The sequence below is a fragment of the Pseudomonas sp. NFACC56-3 genome (genome assembly GCF_900100025.1).
Taxonomy (GTDB): domain Bacteria; phylum Pseudomonadota; class Gammaproteobacteria; order Pseudomonadales; family Pseudomonadaceae; genus Aquipseudomonas; species Aquipseudomonas fluorescens_AA.
In genome coordinates this window covers 18037-35108 of sequence record NZ_FMTK01000003.1, presented here as the reverse complement: position 1 = coordinate 35108, position 17072 = coordinate 18037, and the positions used below count along the sequence as shown (strand labels likewise).

The 17072-nt window shown below is 64.5% G+C and carries 11 protein-coding genes; 9 read left to right on the top strand and 2 right to left on the bottom strand.

What is annotated here, in order from left to right; translation table 11 throughout:
- Positions 1-147: 147 nt before the first annotated feature.
- From BLO80_RS05365 to BLO80_RS05350, 4 genes are all read left to right on the top strand, one after another.
- Positions 148-1296: an efflux RND transporter periplasmic adaptor subunit gene (locus tag BLO80_RS05365; RefSeq protein WP_092331475.1), complete on the top strand. Its 1149-nt coding sequence runs from the start codon at positions 148-150 to the stop codon at positions 1294-1296.
- Positions 1297-3267 carry a MacB family efflux pump subunit gene (locus tag BLO80_RS05360; protein WP_092331477.1) on the top strand — a complete coding sequence of 657 codons (1971 nt, stop codon included), beginning with the start codon at positions 1297-1299 and terminating at the stop codon, positions 3265-3267.
- A 10-nt stretch (positions 3268-3277) separates the two neighbouring features.
- A complete protein-coding gene (locus BLO80_RS05355; RefSeq protein WP_092331480.1) occupies positions 3278-4672 on the top strand; it encodes an efflux transporter outer membrane subunit in 1395 nt (464 codons plus the stop codon).
- A gap of 702 nt (positions 4673-5374) precedes the next feature.
- A complete protein-coding gene (locus tag BLO80_RS05350) occupies positions 5375-5701 on the top strand; it encodes a DUF6124 family protein (RefSeq protein ID WP_092331482.1) in 327 nt (108 codons plus the stop codon).
- A 92-nt stretch (positions 5702-5793) separates the two neighbouring features.
- Here BLO80_RS05350 and BLO80_RS05345 read toward each other — a convergent pair whose 3' ends face one another.
- Positions 5794-7410: a pyoverdine maturation tyrosinase PvdP gene (locus tag BLO80_RS05345; protein WP_092331485.1), complete on the bottom strand. Its 1617-nt coding sequence runs from the start codon at positions 7408-7410 to the stop codon at positions 5794-5796.
- Positions 7411-7742: 332 nt separating this feature from the next.
- Here BLO80_RS05345 and pvdM point away from each other — a divergent pair, with 332 nt between their 5' ends.
- The 5 genes from pvdM (at position 7743) to BLO80_RS05320 (ending at position 15785) form a co-directional block, all read left to right on the top strand.
- The gene (pvdM, locus tag BLO80_RS05340; RefSeq protein ID WP_092331487.1) at positions 7743-9113 is read left to right on the top strand and encodes a pyoverdine-tailoring dipeptidase-like protein PvdM; all 1371 of its coding nucleotides are present in this window, start codon (positions 7743-7745) and stop codon (positions 9111-9113) included.
- Positions 9110-10390, top strand: coding sequence for a pyoverdine-tailoring periplasmic protein PvdN (locus BLO80_RS05335; protein WP_092331490.1), 1281 nt, complete (start codon positions 9110-9112; stop codon positions 10388-10390). The genes pvdM and BLO80_RS05335 overlap by 4 nt, the downstream gene beginning before the upstream one ends.
- A gap of 33 nt (positions 10391-10423) precedes the next feature.
- A complete protein-coding gene (locus tag BLO80_RS05330) occupies positions 10424-11299 on the top strand; it encodes a dihydropyoverdine dehydrogenase (RefSeq protein WP_092331492.1) in 876 nt (291 codons plus the stop codon).
- Positions 11300-11580: 281 nt separating this feature from the next.
- Positions 11581-13230: a cyclic peptide export ABC transporter gene (locus BLO80_RS05325; RefSeq protein ID WP_092331495.1), complete on the top strand. Its 1650-nt coding sequence runs from the start codon at positions 11581-11583 to the stop codon at positions 13228-13230.
- A gap of 104 nt (positions 13231-13334) precedes the next feature.
- Positions 13335-15785 carry a TonB-dependent siderophore receptor gene (locus BLO80_RS05320; protein ID WP_092331498.1) on the top strand — a complete coding sequence of 817 codons (2451 nt, stop codon included), beginning with the start codon at positions 13335-13337 and terminating at the stop codon, positions 15783-15785.
- A 236-nt stretch (positions 15786-16021) separates the two neighbouring features.
- On the opposite strand, the gene BLO80_RS05315 is transcribed toward BLO80_RS05320, so the two are convergent.
- A complete protein-coding gene (locus tag BLO80_RS05315) occupies positions 16022-16984 on the bottom strand; it encodes an alpha/beta hydrolase (protein ID WP_092331500.1) in 963 nt (320 codons plus the stop codon).
- Positions 16985-17072 lie beyond the last annotated feature (88 nt).

Sequence of the window (17072 nt, the reverse complement as noted above, 5' to 3'; positions counted from 1 at the left end):
AGGGTTCGGGGTCGCTTCGGCTGATTCGCCAACCTGCTACCAAGTGTTTCAAGCCAGTAAATTCCCGTCCAAAGCGCTCGTTTACCAGACAGCCCCCCATCCCTGCCCTTCCTGGGACGGGCCCGATATCACCGGCCGGAACCCTGCATGAAACGTCCCCGCCCTACCCGACGCGCCTGGCTTCTCACCTTCGCCCTGCTTCCGGCCGTGGCTTTCGCCGCGTGGCAAGCGGTGGTGCCCAGCCGTGCGCCCCTGGTCACCGCCCCCGTCACCCGTGGCGATATCGAAAACAGCGTCACCGCCCTGGGCACCTTGCAACCGCGGCGTTATGTCGACGTCGGCGCCCAGGCGTCCGGGCAGATCCAGAAGATTCACGTGGAGGCCGGCGACGAAGTGCGCGAAGGCCAACTGCTGGTGGAGATCGACCCGTCCACGCAAAAAGCCAGGCTCGACGCCGGGCGTTTTTCGATCGAGAACCTCAAGGCCCAGCTTCAGGAACAGCGTGCCCAGCACGACCTGGCGCAGCAGAAATTCCGCCGCCAGCAGCAACTCAAGGCCGGCGGCGCCACCCGCGAGGAAGACGTGCAGACCGCCCAGGCCGAAGTGCGGGCGACCCAGGCGCGCATCGACATGTTCCAGGCCCAGATCCGCCAGGCCCAGGCCAGCCTGCGCAGCGACGAGGCCGAGCTGGGCTACACGCGCATCTATGCACCGATGAGCGGCACCGTGGTCGCCGTCGGTGCCCGGGAAGGCCAGACCCTCAACGCCCAGCAGCAAACCCCGCTGATCCTGCGCATCGCCCGGCTGTCGCCGATGACGGTCTGGGCCGAAGTCTCGGAAGCCGACATCGGCCACGTCAAGCCGGGCATGACCGCCTACTTCACCACCCTGGCCGGCGGCAGCCGTCGCTGGAGCAGCACCGTTCGCCAGATCCTCCCCATGCCGCCACGCCCGCTGGAGGCCAGCCAGGGCGGCAGCCCCACCGGAGGCCGCAGCGGCAGCGAGCGGGTGGTGCTCTACACCGTGTTGCTGGACGTCGACAACGCCGACCGCGCGCTGATGACCGACATGACCGCCCAGGTGTTTTTCGTCGCCGCCCAGGCCAAGGACGTGCTGACCGTGCCCATCGCCGCCCTGCAGGACGCCGGTCAGGTGCGGGTGTTGGCCGACAATGGCGACGTCCAGCCGCGCACCGTTCGCACCGGCGTCAGCGATCGGCTGCGCACGCAGATTGTCGACGGCCTGAGCGAAGGCGACCGGGTGCTGATCGGCCCGGCCGGCGGCAGCGGAGGCTGAATGAACACGCCCCTGATCGAACTGCGGGACATTCGCAAGGCCTACGGCGGCGGCGACAGCCCTCGGGTGGAGGTGCTGCGCGGCATCGATTTGTCCATTCACGCCGGGGAATTCCTGGCGATTGTCGGGGCGTCCGGCTCCGGTAAATCCACCCTGATGAACATCCTCGGCTGCCTCGACCGCCCCACCAGCGGTGAGTACCGTTTCGCCGGCGAAGACGTCGCCGGCCTGGGCAGTGACGAGCTGGCCTGGCTGCGGCGCGAAGCGTTCGGCTTCGTGTTCCAGGGCTATCACCTGATCCCGTCCGGCACCGCCCAGGAAAACGTCGAGATGCCGGCCATCTATGCCGGCACCTCCGCCGCCGAGCGCCACGCCCGGGCCGGTGCCCTGCTCGACCGCCTGGGCCTGGCCAGCCGTACCGGCAACCGCCCCCATCAACTCTCCGGTGGTCAGCAGCAGCGGGTGTCGATTGCCCGGGCCTTGATGAACGGCGGCCACATCATTCTCGCCGACGAACCCACTGGCGCCCTCGACAGCCAGAGCGGCATCGAGGTCATGGCGTTGCTCGACGAACTGGCGAGCCAGGGCCACGTGGTGATCCTGATCACCCATGACCGCGAAGTGGCGGCCCGGGCCAAGCGCATCATCGAGATCCGCGATGGGCTGATCATCAGTGACAGCGCCCCCTCTTCGCCACACGAGGTACACGCCAATCCCAAGGCCCTGCAAGCCGTGGACCTGCGCCAGCGCCTGAGCGCCGGCAGCGAACACAACGGCGCCTGGAAAGGCGAACTGGTGGACGCGGTACAGGCCGCGTGGCGGGTGATGTGGATCAATCGCTTTCGCACCGCCCTGACCCTGCTCGGCATTGTCATCGGCGTGGCCTCGGTGGTGGTGATGCTGGCCGTGGGCGAAGGCAGCAAGCGTCAGGTCATGGCCCAGATGGGCGCGTTCGGCTCGAACATCATCTACCTCAACGGCAGCGCGCCCACACCGCGAGCCGCCAAGGGTATCATCAGCGAATACGACCTGGCCGCCCTCGCCGACCTGCCCGAAGTGCAGCGCATCATGCCGGTCAACGGCGCCGAAGCCAGCGTGCGTTTCGGCAACCTCGACCACACCAGCTACGTCGGCGGCAACGACACGAATTTCCCGGCCATCTTCAATTGGCCGGTGGCCGAAGGCAGTTACTTCAGCGACGCCGATGAACGCGGCGCCGCGGCGGTGGCGGTGATCGGCCACAAGGTCCGGCAGAAACTGCTCAAGGACGTCGCCGACCCCATCGGCCGCTACATCCTGATCGAGAACATGCCGTTCCAGGTGGTCGGCGTACTGGCGGAAAAAGGCGCCAGCTCCGGGGATTCGGACGCCGACAATCGCATCGCCGTGCCCTACTCCGCCGCCAGCGTGCGGTTGTTCGGCACGCGCCATCCCGAATACGTGGTGATCGCCGCCCGTGACGCGGGCAAGGTCAAGGAGGCCGAACAGGCGGTCTCCCGCACCCTGTTGCGCCTGCACGACGGCAAGCAGGATTTCGAGCTGACCAACAACGCCGCGATGATCCAGGCAGAGGCCCGCACCCAGGGCACGCTGTCGCTGATGCTCGGGGCCATCGCGGCGATTTCGCTGTTGGTGGGCGGCATCGGCGTGATGAACATCATGCTCATGACCGTGCGCGAACGGACCCGGGAGATCGGTATCCGCATGGCCACCGGCGCCCGGCAGCGCGACATCCTGCGCCAATTCCTCACCGAAGCGGTGATGCTCTCGGTGGTTGGCGGGCTCGCCGGTATCGGCCTGGCCCTGCTGGTGGGTGGCGCCTTATTGCTGGGCAAGATCGCCGTGGCCTTCGAATGGCTGGCGGTGTTCGGCGCCTTCGGCTGCGCCCTGGTCACCGGCGTTGTCTTCGGCTTCATGCCCGCCCGCAAGGCCGCCCGCCTCGACCCCGTCGCGGCCCTCACCAGTGAATGAACCCCACCCTATGAAAGCGCACCTGACCCTCCTGGCCGCCAGCCTGTTGCTGGTGGCCTGCGCCACCCCGGCGTCGGCACCGGACAGCGGCATCCAGCCGCCACCGGCCTGGCAGCACCTCGATACACCCAGCGCCCAAACGGATAACCAGCAATGGTGGACGCACTTCGGCAGCCCCCAGCTGGACCGCCTGATTGAACAGGCGCGCCGGGACAGCCACGACCTGGCCGCCGCCATGGCCCGGGTGCGCCAGGCCCAGGCCAGCGCAGTGATCGCCGGGGCGCCGTTGCTGCCGGCGGTCACGGCCGGGCTCAACGGCAATCGCCAGGAATTGTTGCACGGCAAAGGCTACAGCCAACTGGACGTGGATCGGGACAACCGCACCATCGACTACTACGACGCCAACCTCAGCGCCACCTATGAGCTGGACTTCTGGGGTGGCAAGCGGGCGGCCCGGGACAGTGCGCTGAGCACGCTGTCGGCCAGCCAGTTCGACCGGGCGACCGTGGAGTTGACCCTGCTCAGCGGCGTCGCCAACAGCTACACCCAGGCGTTGTCCCTGCGCGAGCAACAACGCATCGCCGAACAGAACCTGGACAACGCCCAACGCGTACTCGACCTGGTCCAGACCCGCTACGACGCCGGCAGCGCCACGGCCCTGGAACTGTCCCAGCAAAAAAGCCTGGTGGCGGCCCAGCAACGCCGCGTGCCCCAAGTGCAGCAACAGGCCCGGGAGGCCGTGATCACCCTGGCGACGCTGCTGGGGCAACCGGTGCAATCGGTCAGGCTCGACGACGACCGTTTCGACCGCTTGCACTGGCCCGCCATCGACGCCGGCGTGCCCAGCGAACTATTGCGCCGCCGCCCGGACATCGCCGCCGCCGAAGCGCGCCTGGCTGCCGCCCAGGCCGACATCACCGTGGCCCGCGCCGCCATGCTGCCCACCATGACCCTGGGCCTGAGCCTGGCCACCGGCGCCGACATCGCCGACCAGTTGCTGCGCAACAACGTCTACAACCTCAGCGCCGGCCTGGCCGCCCCGATCTTCAACAACGGCCGCCTGAGTGCCGAACGGGACAAAGCCACCGCCCGCCAGGAAGAACTGCTGGAGCTCTATCGCGCCGCCATCATCAACGGCTTCGCCGACGTCGAAAAAGCCCTCAACGGCATCCACGGCCTGGACCAGCAACGGCAATGGCAAAGCGAAGAACTGCACCAGGCCCAGACCGCCTTCGACATCGCCCAGCGCCGCTACCAGGCCGGCGCCGAAGACCTGCTCACCGTACTGGAAACCCAGCGCACGCTGTACGCTGCCCAGGACATGAACGTGCAGTTAAGGTTGGCGCGGGTACAGGCGAGCGTGGCGTTGTACAAGGCGTTGGGTGGGGGTTGGCGGGTGATGTAGGCCTCGAACACACCTTCAAGCCAAGTGACAAATGAAAGAGAGGGAAACTTATCTTCTGTGGGAGCAAGGCTTGCCCGCAATCAAGGCGACACGGTTTCCGGGGACCGAGGTGCCTGCATCGCGGGCAAGCCTTGCTCCCACAGTTTTGCCCTGGGGATCCAGCAGATGGCCGAGCTGAGTGATACCTGTGGCGAGGGAGCTTGCTCCCGCTGGGCTGCGCAGCAGCCCCAATGGCCGGCACCTCGGTGGGACAGAGGTTTTGAGGGGGCTGGTTTGGGGCCGCTTCGCGCCCCAGCGGGAGCAAGCTCCCTCGCCACAGATAAGTCCCACGCTTCATAAATGGGAGTCGGCTTTGGTTCTGTTTATCCGGCCATGTAGGACTCCCGAGCGAGGCTACGTTGCCTTGCGTCATTGCCTACAACTACGCCAGAATCCGCCGGCTTGTGCGCCTGGCTCGTGGCTTTTACTGTTTCCGGGTCGCTGATTTCAGCGATCGGGTTTGGTAGCCCGCGAGTCAACTAGGCGCAAGCGCCACCTCCTACAGACGCTCTCTCGGTGTCTGTTTCATGGTGGCCGTGCGCAGGGCGTCTTCGGGCGCGCCGGGTTCCTAGTGCTCCGGTCTACCAACCCGCGTACGGCCGCCACCCAATCGTTTGGTAGCGATGGTGTCGGCTCCTGAAAATGAATACTAGGAGTTACACCATGTTCAAGATCACCCCCAATCCCCCCGAAGACGAGTCCAAAAAACTCAACGATGCCGCCGACCGCGCCCTCGCCTTTTACCTCGACCCCAAACCCGAAAAACCCAACCCACCACCGGGCCAGTTGTTCACCGTGGCAGAAGGCGCGGACATGGAATGCCTGCTGGCCAACCTCAGCGAGACCCTCGCTTCGGTCAACGTCATGGCCAGCGAGCAGGCCTTTGAATTGGAAGGCCCGCGGCGCCATTTTGCGCTGGGCATTCAGCAAATGATCGAGTTGGCAGAACTGTTGGCAAACCGCGCCCTGGACATCGCCGCGCCGCGCTAAACGCACATCCTCAAGCCGAGTGACATCCGTGGCGAGGGAGCTTGCTCCCTCGCCACAACTGCGTTCACTTCAGCTTTTTGGGATGGCGGGATTTACACCGGCTTACTCTTGAGATGACGCGCATACCACGGCCGTTGCGGCACCCGGCGGAACAGTTCGGAGAGCTTTTTGTCATCGCTGCCGAAGGTGATGCGCAACGCCAGCTTCATGGTTTCCGGGTCCATCTCCACCGAGCGCCCAACCTGCAGCCCTGGGGTGGTGCTGCAACCGTGGGTGTCCGGGCCCAGCCAGGGGTCGGCGATTTCGACCCAGCGGCCCGGGGCGAACCAGGGCACGCCGTTGACCTCGAGCCGGCTCACTTCCCCCGGGTGGAAACGCTCGTGGGCACGGAACCAGTCTTCGAGGCGGTCGTCGATCCAGCCGTGGAAGGCCCAGAACACCGGGCTCACGTGGGAAGAAAACGGATCGCCGAGAAAGTCATTCTCCGGGGCGTACCAGCGCTGGGCGAAGTCCGCCGGGTCGCGGGCGAACGGCACCGGGTGGCCGTTGGACGGGTCGCGCGGCACCGAGGCCCAGCGCATGTGCAGCCAGTCGTGCAGGCCCAGTTCCACTTCCGAACCAAACTGGCCCAGGGTCAGTTTCGACAGGTAGCGCGGGTCGCGGTAGCGCGATTCCCAGACCTGAAAATTGCTGTGGTAGGTCTCGGCGGTCTTGATGTCGCTGACCCACTGGGCGTACTGCTCGTCGCCGTCGGCCAACCAGGTCGGCGGCAAGGACGTGCCATCGTGGTTATCGAGGTAGCGGGCGAACCCCTGGCGATCGCGCTCCAGCTCCGGTTGCGGCAAGGGAAAGCGTGGCCACGACGGCAGCGCCTGGAACGATCGAGCGGTGCCGAGCATGTGCCGGTGCATGAAAAAGAAGTCCACGCCCGAGCCATTGCGATCCTTGCGCGGCCCGCGGGCATCACGCTCCTGGTCCCGTGGGCCGGGCTGCCAGCCGATGCCGCGCAGGGCGTTGCGCTTGTCTTCGTCCAAGGTGTGCCATTTGTCCCGCGAGGCGTGCCAGAGCTGGTGGAACAGCCGATGCTCGGGTGACACTAGCCAGGCCAGCAGCGCCGGGCTCAGCGGCGTGCGCTCCCGCGCCTCGGGAAAGCGCTGCTTGACGGCGATGAAATGATTGTCCTGTTCAGGCAACGCCAAGGGGCGGTCCAGGCGCAACACCCGGCCGCTGAGGGTGGCGCTGCCGGCATTGCCGAAACCAGCCCAGACTTCGTCCAGGGTCATGATGAATTCATAGTCCGGCGCGTCATGCCGAGCCCCCATCAACCGCCAGCTCAGTTGTTTCGGGTCGGTTCCGGCCAGGTCGCCCAACACCCGATAATGCGGCTCTTCGACGCCGCGCAAGCGTTCGGCGCTGTCGAGGTACCCCACCAGGCCACGGCCCCTCTGGCCGATATCGAGGAAGATCTGCAGATCGTCCTGCGGCAGGCCTTCGAGACCGGCGTCGCGGCCGGTGAAACGGATCGTCCAGATGCCCCGCAACGTATCGGCCCGGCGCTGGCCCGCCACGTCAGCCACGTCGAACGAGGCCTCGCCGGGGGTAATGGTCGGGTCCGGCCGGGTCAGTTCGCGATGCCCGTAATACACCGCAGGCACGGCGGCACCGGTCAGCGCCAGGCCTGCCATGAACCATCGTCGAGAAATCGTCATTGCCTTACCTGTGTCCAGCCCTGGAGCGGGCTTTATCCAAGCTAGAACGAGGGGTGGGCTGACAAATTTATAGGGAGGCAGTGGAGGCCTCATCGCGAGCAGGCTCGCTCCCACAATGGATTTGCGTACATTCCCAAAAATCAGGTTGGTTTCAAGGCCGCCTTCGCGAGCAAGCTCGCTCCCACAGGTGAGCGCATTCCAAATTGTGGGAGCGAGCTTGCTCGCGATGGCGGCCCCGAGAGCGCCTAAATTTCCCGCCCGATCACTCGTTCTCCCCAGATAGCAAAGGCCCCGCGCCTGTCCTTCCAAGGCGAACCTGACTGAGATCGGCAATGACAACACCTCGTTCGAAAAAGGCTCTTTTCATCGGCCTGCCCCTGGCCCTGGCGTTGGCCGTCGGTGCGGGCGTCGCGGCTTGGGACCATTGGTGGCGGGACAACCCCGGCTACCCGGTCAAAGTGATGAAAGAGGCCAGGGAACTGCACGAACGCCTGCTGTCCTTCGACAGCCACATCACCGTGCCGCTCGATTTCGGCACCGCCGGCAATGAGGCCGACAAGGACGGCAGCGGCCAGTTCGACCTGGTCAAAGCCAACCGCGGCCATCTGTCCGGCGCGGCCCTGACGGTGTTCGGCTGGCCCGAGTTGTGGAACGGGCCCAACGCGCCGCACAAGCCCACCGCCGGTTTTGTCGAGGAAGCGCGCAACCAGCAGGAAGTGCGCTACAAGATCATCACCGGCCTGGTCCGGGACTTTCCCAACCAGGTCGCCATCGCCTACACCCCGGATGATTTCCGCCGTCTGCACGGCGAAGGAAAATTCGCGATTTTCATCAGCATGCTCAACGCCTACCCCCTCGGCCATGACCTGAGCCTGCTGGACCTGTGGACGGCGCGGGGCATGCGCATGTTCGGCTTCAGCTACATCGGCAACAACGACTGGGCCGACTCCTCCCGCCCACTGCCGTTCTTCAACGACTCGCCCGATGCCCTGGGCGGCCTGTCGGACATCGGCAAGCAAGCGGTGACACGCCTGAACGACCTGGGCGTGATCATCGACGTATCGCAGATGTCGACCCTGGCCCTGGAGCAAGTCGCGCAACTGAGTCGCACGCCGTTGGTGGCCTCTCATTCGGCACCTCGGGCGATGGTGGACATACCGCGCAACCTCAGCGACAAGGAAATGCAACTGATCAAGGCCAGCGGCGGCGTGGTGCAGATCGTCGGTTTCTCCCAGTACCTGCGCCCACTGACGCAAAAGACCCAGGACAGACTCAACGCCCTGCGCGAACGCTTCGACCTGCCGCCGCTGCCCAACCTGGCGATGGCGCTGATGCCCGGCGACCCGATCATCGCCGCCTGGCCGGAACAGAAGTTCGGCGAATACGCCGGCCAGCTCTACGGCATCCTCGAAGAAGAACCCAAGGCCAGCCTCAAGGACCTGGGGGACGCCATCGACTACGCCGTGCGCAAGATCGGCATCGACCACGTCGGCATCAGCTCGGACTTCAACGAAGGTGGCGGCGTGAAAGGCTGGGAGAACGTCGGCGACATCCGCAACGTCACCGCCGAACTGCTGACCCGCGGCTACTCCGAAGCCGACATCGCCAAACTGTGGGGCGGCAATTTCCTGCGGGTCTGGGATCAGGTGCAGAAAGCCGCCCGCCCCGCCATCGCCTCGACCCAGAAGGCGGCCCAGCCATGAATGAGCGTCGCACCTTCCTGAAGCAGGCCGGGATCCTCGCCGCCGGCCTGCCCCTGGCCGCCAGCATGCCCGCCACGGCCAGCGCCGATCCGCTGCCACCGCTGCCCAAGGATAAATGGGCGCAATTGCGCTTGCTGTTCAACCAGGATCCGGACTACCTGCACTTCTCCAATTTCCTCGTCACCACCCACCCGCGCCCGGTGCGCGAGGCCATCGACCGGCACCGCGCCGCCCTGGATAAAAACCCGGGGCTGTTGATGGACTGGGACTTGGGCGTCACCGAAGAGCGTGAGGAAAACGTTCGCACCTGGGCCGGCCGCTACCTGCAAGCTTCGCCCAAGCAAATCGCCCTCACCGGCAGCACCACCGAAGGCCTGTCGATCATCTATGGCGGCGTCCACGTGGCGGCCGACCAGGAAATCCTCACCACCGCCCACGAACACTACGCCACCCACACCATCCTCGACCTGCGCACTCAACGCAGCGGCACACGGGTGCGCAAGATCAAGCTGTTCGAGAACGCCCACGACGCCAGCCATGAGCAGATCCTCACGGCCATCGACCGCAACATCCGCCCCGAAACCCGGGTACTGGGCATGACCTGGGTGCACTCGGGCAGCGGCGTGAAGCTGCCCATCGACAAGATCGGTGCCCTGGTGGACAAGCACAACCAAGGCCGCAGCGATGAGCAGCGGATCATCTATGTGGTGGACGGCGTGCACGGTTTCGGCGTCGAAGACCTCAGCTTCCCCGCCATGAATTGCGACTTTTTCATTGCCGGCACCCACAAGTGGATGTTCGGCCCACGGGGCACCGGCTTGGTGTGCAGCCGCAGTGAAGAACTCAAGTACGTCACGCCGATCATTCCGACCTTTTCCGAAGCCACGACGTTCTCCACCGTCATGACCCCGGGGGGCTATCACGCCTTCGAGCACCGCTGGGCCGCCGACGAAGCCTTCAAGCTGCACCTGCAACTGGGCAAGGCCGAGGTGCAGGAACGGATCCACGCCCTCAACAGCTACCTGAAAAAACAGCTGGTGGCACAACCGCAGATCGAGCTGATCACCCCCATGAGCCCGGCGCTGTCCGCCGGTTTCACCTTCTTCCGGGTCAAGGGCCGCGACAGCGACGAGGTCGCCGCTTACCTGATGAAGAACCGTGTGATCGCCGACGCCGTGCATCGCGATGCGGGACCGGTGGTCCGCACCGCGCCGGGGCTGCTCAACACCGAAGCCGAGATCGATCGCTTCATGGGGTTGCTGGGCAAAACGCTCTGAGCCGAACCTTTTTGACCTTATCGAGAGAGATGGATGAACAGTTTTTCGCTGAAGCTACTCCCGGCACTGGCCCTCGCCGCCCTGCTGCCCTCCGGCGCCCAGGCATCGCAACCGGGCCAGGTCTTTCGCGACTGCAAGGATTGCCCGGAAATGGTCGTGCTGCCCACCGGCACCTTCCAGATGGGCACCCCGGACGACGAAGTCGGCCGCGAACCCGATGAAGGGCCGATGCACCCGGTGACATTCGCCAAGCCCGTGGCGATCAGTCGCTTCCAAGTGCTCAAGGGCGAATGGTTCGCCTACCTGCGCGACACCGGCTACACCATGCCCGACGGCGATGAGCGTCCCGGTCGAGCGTGCAAGGCTGGCATCCCGGACTACCAGGGCAGCGACCCGCGCAAGCAATACACCGACCGGCACCCGGCGGTGTGCATGGACTTCGACGAAGCCAATGCCTACGTGGCGTGGCTGTCGAAAAAAACCGGCAAACAATACCGGCTGGTCAGCGAGTCCCTGCGCGAATACGCCGCACGCGGCGGCAGCACCGGGCCGTTCCCCTTCCCGTTCGATGAAGGCAAGGAATACAGCATCGCCCAGCACGCCAACACCTACGGCGCGGCCGACGGCTACAACTTCACCGCCCCGGCCGGCAGCTTCGCGCCCAACGCCTTCGGCGTGTACGACATGCACGGCAACATCTACGAATGGACCGCCGATTGCTACAACGAAAACTATGTGGGCGCCCCGAGCGACGGCAGCGCCTGGCTGACCGGCAAGTGCGAATTCAAACGCATCCGCGGCAACGACTGGGGCGAAGCGCCGGTGTTCTCCCGCTCCGGCAACCGCAACGCGCTGGTGCCGGGCAATCGGGGGGACTGGATCGGTTTTCGCGTGGCGCGGGATATGTGAGTTCGCTTCGCCAATTCGGCTGAAAGCAGAATCTTGTGGCGAGGGAGCTTGCTCCCGCTCGGTTGCGTAGCGACCGTAAAATCCTGGGGCCGCTTCGCAGCCCGGCGGGAGCAAGCTCCCTCGCCACAATAATGTGTGTCAGGCGATTCCTCGTTAAATCCCCTCTCTTACCAATCGTTCTACAGGTGGGCGCGCCCCAACCCGGCGTGCCGCCGTCCTCCAGCCCATGCGGTGAATGCCCCGCGATGGCCTTCGCCCTTTCATCTAGCAGGGAAACCTCCATGAGCCAACCAAAACGCGGGGTGATCAATGAATTGTTCACCCTGCTCAAACCCTTCCGGCTGATTGTCATCGGCGCCATCCTGCTGGGCATGGTCGGTGGCCTGAGCGTGACCGTGCTGCTGGCGACCATCAACAAGGTGCTACACGCCGAAGGTGGGCTGAGCGCCACCGTCGTGGGCGTGTTCGCCGGGTTGTGCCTGCTGGCCCTGGTCAGTTCCATCTGTTCCGACATCGGCACCAACTACGTCGGCCAGAAGATCATCGCCAAGCTGCGCAAGGAGCTGGGGGAAAAAGTCCTGTCGGCGCCCATCCAGCAGATCGAACGCTACCGCAGCCATCGCCTGATCCCGGTGCTGACTCACGACGTCGACACCATCAGCGATTTCGCCTTCGCCTTCGCTCCCCTGGCCATTTCCCTGACCGTCACCCTCGGCTGCATGGGTTACCTGGCCATGCTGTCGTGGCCGATGTTCCTGATGATGGTCGTGGCGATTGTCATCGGCACCGTGGTCCAGTACATCGCCCGCGGTCGTGGGATCAAGGGCTTCATGGAGGCTCGCGATTCCGAGGACGAATTGCAGAAGCACTACAACGCCATCGCCGAAGGCGCCAAGGAACTGCGCATCCATCGCCCCCGGCGGCAACGCATGTTCGTCTCGGGCATCGAACACACCGCCGACAAGATCTGCGACACTCAGATCCGCTCAGTGAACATTTTCGTGATCGCCAAGACCTTCGGCTCGATGCTGTTCTTCGTGGTGATCGGCCTGGCCCTGGCCCTGCAATCGCTGTGGCCAAGCGCCGACAAAGCGGTGATGAGTGGTTTCGTGCTGGTGTTGCTGTACATGAAAGGCCCGCTGGAACACCTGATCGGCACCCTGCCGATCGTCAGCCGCGCCCAGATCGCCTTCCGCCGCATCGCCGAATTGTCGGAGCAGTTTTCATCCCCTGAACCGCACCTGTTGCTCAACGACCAGGGCCAGCCGAAAACCTTGGTGCAGACGCTGGAACTGAGCAACGTGGCCTACAGCTTCCCGGCGGTGGAAGGCGCCACGCCGTTCCGCCTGGGACCGGTGAACCTGAAGATCGACCAGGGCGACATTGTGTTCATCGTGGGTGAAAACGGTTGCGGCAAAACCACGCTGATCAAACTGCTGCTGGGCCTGTACGCGCCGCAACAAGGGGAAATCCGCCTCAATGACCACGTGGTGACGGCCGTGACCCGCGACGATTATCGCCAGTTGTTCACGACGATTTTTGCCGACTACTACCTGTTCGACGACATCGTCCAGGGCGACACCCATATCCCGGACGACGCCAATAAATACCTGCAACGCCTGGAAATCGCCCACAAGGTCAGCGTGCGCGACGGCGCCTTCACCACCACCGACCTGTCCACCGGCCAGCGCAAGCGCCTGGCACTGGTCAATGCGTGGCTGGAAGAACGCCCGGTGCTGGTGTTCGACGAATGGGCCGCCGACCAGGACCCGACCTTCCGGCGGATTTTCTACACCGAGCTGCTGCCGGACCTCAAGCGCCTGGGCAAGACCATCATCGTGATTTCCCACGACGACCGTTACTTCGACGTGGCCGACCAATTGGTGCGCATGGAAGCCGGCCGGGTGGTCACCGAACTGCAATCGGCGTAAATAATCACGATTCTCATTCTGGTTTTTTCCGGGTCGTGCGTCCTAATTAAGAATTGATGACAACTACACCCCTATTAAAACTAAAACCTGCAAGAGTGAAACACATGCCAGCAACTCCGGGGATTCCACGTTTTACCAAGGCACTGATCATGCGCCGCCTGCTGCAACCAGGCTTCAGCGCCAGCGCATTCAGCCTGGCGCTGGCCATGCCGTTCAGCGCACAGGTCCAGGCACAGGAAGTCGACCTCAACATTCCGGCGCAGTCGCTGGCGAGCGCCCTGCAGGCATTGAGCAATCAATCGAACATGCAAGTGCTCTACAGTGCCGATGATGTCCAGGGCCTGCGCAGCCAACCGGTCAGCGGTCGGTTGTCGCCGGCTCAAGCGTTGTCGCAGATGCTGGCGGGGACCGGCGTCATGTTCACCATCCAGGGCAACACGGTCAGCGTGCGCGCCAGGACAACGGGGAATTCGCTGGAACTGGGCGCCACGACCATCACCGGTAAATCCGCGGAAACCGCCTACGGCCCGGTGGACGGCTACGTCGCCACCCGCAGCGCCACCGGCACCAAGACCGACACGCCGATCCTGGAGATCCCGCAGACCATCAACGTGGTCACCGCCGAGCAGGTCGCCACCCAGGGCGCGCGCAACCTGACCCAGGCCTTGCGCTACACGCCGGGCCTGAACACCGGCGGCTTCACCGACCGCAACACCATCGCTGACGAAATCACCAGCCGGGGTTTCTCGCCCACGCCGCTCTACCTCGACGGCGCCTACCTGCCCTATGCCGGCAGCCTCGGCGGCGCGCCGCAAATCGATCCGTACACCCTGGAGCGCATCGAAGTGCTCAAGGGCCCTTCGTCGGTGCTGTATGGGCAGAACCAGCCCGGTGGCCTGATCAACATGGTCTCCAAGCGCCCGACCACGGAACAGCGCAGCCAGATCAAGCTGGGCGCGGGCAGCTACAGCCGGGTCAACGGCGCGTTCGACACCAGCGGTCCGATCGACGACCAGAAGGAGTTCAGCTACCGCGTCATCGGCGTGGCGAAAAAAGGCAACCAGCAGGTCGATCACACCCACAGCGAACGCATGCTGCTGGCACCGAGCCTGACCTGGGCGCCCAGCGACGACACCTCGCTGACCGTGCTGGCGCAGATCCAACGCGACGATGGCCTGGAAGACTACCAGGCGCTGCCGCGGATCGGTTCCCTGGAGCGCGGCCCCAACGGCCAGCGAATCGACCGGGACTTCTTCTCTGGCGACACGCGCTGGAACGACTACAAGCGTGACCAGTTCATCCTGGGCTACGACTTCAGCCACAACATCACCGATGACCTGAAATTCCGCTCCACTGCGCGTTATACCGATGTGCGCGACCAGTACCGGGGCTTCTACCTGCGCAGCTTCGTCACCACCGGAGGCGTCACTGACCAGACCCAGGCCAACCGCGTAAAACTCGACTGGCAACAGCACAACACCGCCTACACCGTCGATAACAACGTGGAGTACAAATTCAATACCGGCGCCCTGGAACACACCACCCTGGCGGGCGTGGACTATCGTCACTTCAACCGTAAGTACGATGGCTACAACGCCTACAACGTCGCGCCGATCGACCTGTACGGCAATAACAACAACTACGACACCGGCAGCGTAACCCCAACGCTGGACACCAAGTGGGACAACACCGTTCGCCAGACCGGCGTCTACCTGCAGGACCAGATCAAGCTGGACAAGTGGATCCTGACCGTGGGCGGCCGCCAGGACTGGGCCGAAGTGGACAACAAGGACCTGCTGGCGGGCACCGTTTCCTCACTGCGCGATAACAAGTTCACCGGCCGGGTGGGCCTGACCTATGTCACCGATTTCGGCCTGGCGCCGTACATCAGCTACTCGGAATCCTTCCTGCCGACCACGGGCACGGACGCCAGCGGCGACGCCTTCAAGCCGACCGAAGGCGAACAATACGAAGTGGGCGTGAAGTACCAGCCGTTCGACAAGACGATGATTACCGCCTCGGTGTTCCAGATCAAACAGAAGAACCTGGTCACCGCCGACCCCGCCGATCCGCAGAACTCGATCCAGTCGGGCCAGGTGCGTTCACGGGGGGTTGAACTGGAAGTCAAATCCACCCTCGACAACATCGACGTCATGGCCGCCGCCACCTACCTCGACTCGTTCTACACCAAGGACAACTACGGCAACGAGGGCAACCGCAGCGAGCAACAGGCACCGTTCTCCGCCACGCTGTGGGTCGACTACCACTTCACCCAGGCCGTCCTCAATGGCCTGACCTTCGGCGCAGGCGCCCGCCACACCGGCCGCAAGCCGGGCGACGCGGCCAACTCGTTCGACGTACCGGCCTTCACCGTGTTCGACACCACCATCAGCTATGACATGGGCAAGGCCACCTCGAGCCTGCGCGGCGTCACCACCAGCCTGAACGTGCAGAACGTCTTCGACCGCGAGTACGTGTCCCACTGCAACTACTCGTTCGGCTGCTACTACGGCCAGGAACGCGTGGCCTCGCTGGACGTGACCTACGACTTCTAGGCGACACCCCACAAAAAACCGGGCCTGGCCCGGTTTTTTTGTGTCTGCCAATCCTGAAACCCTGCCACAGAGGATGTGTGGCAGATGCAAATCTTGAAATCACCCTAAAACAACTGTGGGAGCGAGCTTGCTCGCGATGGCGGTGGATCAGCAAAATAATCTTGGCTGACACTCCGCTATCGCGAGCAAGCTCGCTCCCACAAGGGATTGTGGTGCCTCAGGCAGTTTGTGGTATTTCAGGCGGTCAATGCAGTCCGCAAGGCTTGGCTCAATTGCGCGTACACCTCGTCAATCTCCGGCACCACGCTCTGCAAGCGCAGGTAATCGTGGATCAGGCCGGTGTATTCGATCAGTTCCACGCTCACCCCCTGCTCCTGCAAACGCCGGGCGTAGGCGCGGCCTTCGTCGAGCAGCGGGTCATGACCGGCCAGGGCGATCAGGGCCGGGGCCAGGCCTGGGCAACCGGGCGCCAGCAATGGTGAGAAACGCCAGTCCAGGCGATCGGTGGGCTCATTGGCGTAGTGCCGGTAGAACCACTCGAGGGTTTCGCTCTCCAGCAAATAGCCTTCGCCGAACAGCTCGGTGGACGGGCTGCTGGTGGACGCATCGGTCACCGGGTAACAGAGCAATTGAAAACACGGCTGGATCGCCAGGGCAGCGGGTTCCAGGGCCGCTTGCAGCGCCAGCACCGTCGCCAGTGTCGCGCCGACGCTGTCGCCGCCGAACGCCACGCGGCTGACGTCCAGGCCTTCGGCGCGGGCCTGCCGGGCCAGCCAGTCGAGGGCGTCGGCGCCGTCGTTCAGCGGGGTCGGGAAGGTGTGCTCCGGAGCCAGGCGATAGCCCACCGACAACACCGCGCACGGTGTCCGGGCGCAGAATTCGCGGCAGACGCCGTCGTGGGATGCCAGGCTGCCGACCACATAGCCGCCGCCGTGAAAGTACACCAGCACCGGCAGCGCCTGGGCCGAAGCCGTGGCGGGACGATACAGACGCAGCGCCAGCGTCGCGCCGTCACGGGCAGTGAATGCGTGAGCGGCACACTGCACATACGCCGGAGCGTCCCAGCGCAATTGCCCGGTGGTGCGCTCGAACGCCTCGCGGGCCTGGGCCGGCGTCGACAGGTGAAACGGCCCGGGGCCGTCGGCCTGGCTTTCTTCGGCCAGGTCGAGGAAGGCGTTGAGTTCCGGATGCAGGGACATCGCAGGGGTTCCTTATGAAAAACCATGGGTAAAAGATGAGCCACTCGGACTCATGCAAAACCCTGTGGCAAGGGAGCTTGCTCCCTCG

Bases quoted from the DNA above. Each gene is read 5' to 3' on its own strand.
- BLO80_RS05365 (WP_092331475.1), top strand. From the start codon at position 148: ATGAAACGTCCCCGCCCTACCCGACGCGCCTGGCTTCTCACCTTCGCC.
- BLO80_RS05360 (WP_092331477.1), top strand. From the start codon at position 1,297: ATGAACACGCCCCTGATCGAACTGCGGGACATTCGCAAGGCCTACGGC.
- BLO80_RS05355 (WP_092331480.1), top strand. From the start codon at position 3,278: ATGAAAGCGCACCTGACCCTCCTGGCCGCCAGCCTGTTGCTGGTGGCC.
- BLO80_RS05350 (WP_092331482.1), top strand. From the start codon at position 5,375: ATGTTCAAGATCACCCCCAATCCCCCCGAAGACGAGTCCAAAAAACTC.
- BLO80_RS05345 (WP_092331485.1), bottom strand. From the start codon at position 7,410: ATGACGATTTCTCGACGATGGTTCATGGCAGGCCTGGCGCTGACCGGT.
- pvdM (WP_092331487.1), top strand. From the start codon at position 7,743: ATGACAACACCTCGTTCGAAAAAGGCTCTTTTCATCGGCCTGCCCCTG.
- BLO80_RS05335 (WP_092331490.1), top strand. From the start codon at position 9,110: ATGAATGAGCGTCGCACCTTCCTGAAGCAGGCCGGGATCCTCGCCGCC.
- BLO80_RS05330 (WP_092331492.1), top strand. From the start codon at position 10,424: ATGAACAGTTTTTCGCTGAAGCTACTCCCGGCACTGGCCCTCGCCGCC.
- BLO80_RS05325 (WP_092331495.1), top strand. From the start codon at position 11,581: ATGAGCCAACCAAAACGCGGGGTGATCAATGAATTGTTCACCCTGCTC.
- BLO80_RS05320 (WP_092331498.1), top strand. From the start codon at position 13,335: ATGCCAGCAACTCCGGGGATTCCACGTTTTACCAAGGCACTGATCATG.
- BLO80_RS05315 (WP_092331500.1), bottom strand. From the start codon at position 16,984: ATGTCCCTGCATCCGGAACTCAACGCCTTCCTCGACCTGGCCGAAGAA.